The 446-nt window shown below is 53.1% G+C and carries 1 protein-coding gene; it reads left to right on the top strand.

Translation table 11 applies throughout. The features are described 5' to 3' along the window. The coding region (locus ACTHUR_RS20905; RefSeq protein ID WP_440400726.1) for an NAD-dependent epimerase/dehydratase family protein at positions 1 to 446 on the top strand (446 nt) is incomplete at both ends.

Genomic DNA, 446 nt, shown 5'->3' with positions numbered 1-446 from the left:
CATCTGCTACGGTTTACGGCGATCCGGGTAAAGTACCTTATACGGAAGATATGCAACCGGGGGATACGACCAGCCCTTACGGTACGTCCAAGTCTATGGTGGAGCGCATTTTGACGGATATCCAAAAGGCCGATCCGCGCTGGAGCGTGATTTTGTTGCGCTATTTCAACCCTATCGGTGCGCATGAAAGCGGTTTGATCGGCGAGCAGCCAAACGGTATCCCAAACAATCTGCTGCCTTATATCTGCCAAGTGGCTTCAGGCAAGCTGCCGCAATTGTCGGTTTTCGGCGATGACTACCCTACCCCAGACGGTACGGGTATGCGCGACTATATCCATGTGATGGATTTGGCGGAAGGCCATGTGGCGGCCATGCAGGCGAAAAGCGATGTGTCGGGCGTACACCTGTTTAATTTGGGTTCGGGACGTGCTTATTCGGTATTGGAA

Source organism: Neisseria sp. P0021.S007, assembly GCF_051956855.1.
This window is presented reverse-complemented; position numbering and strand designations above follow the sequence as displayed.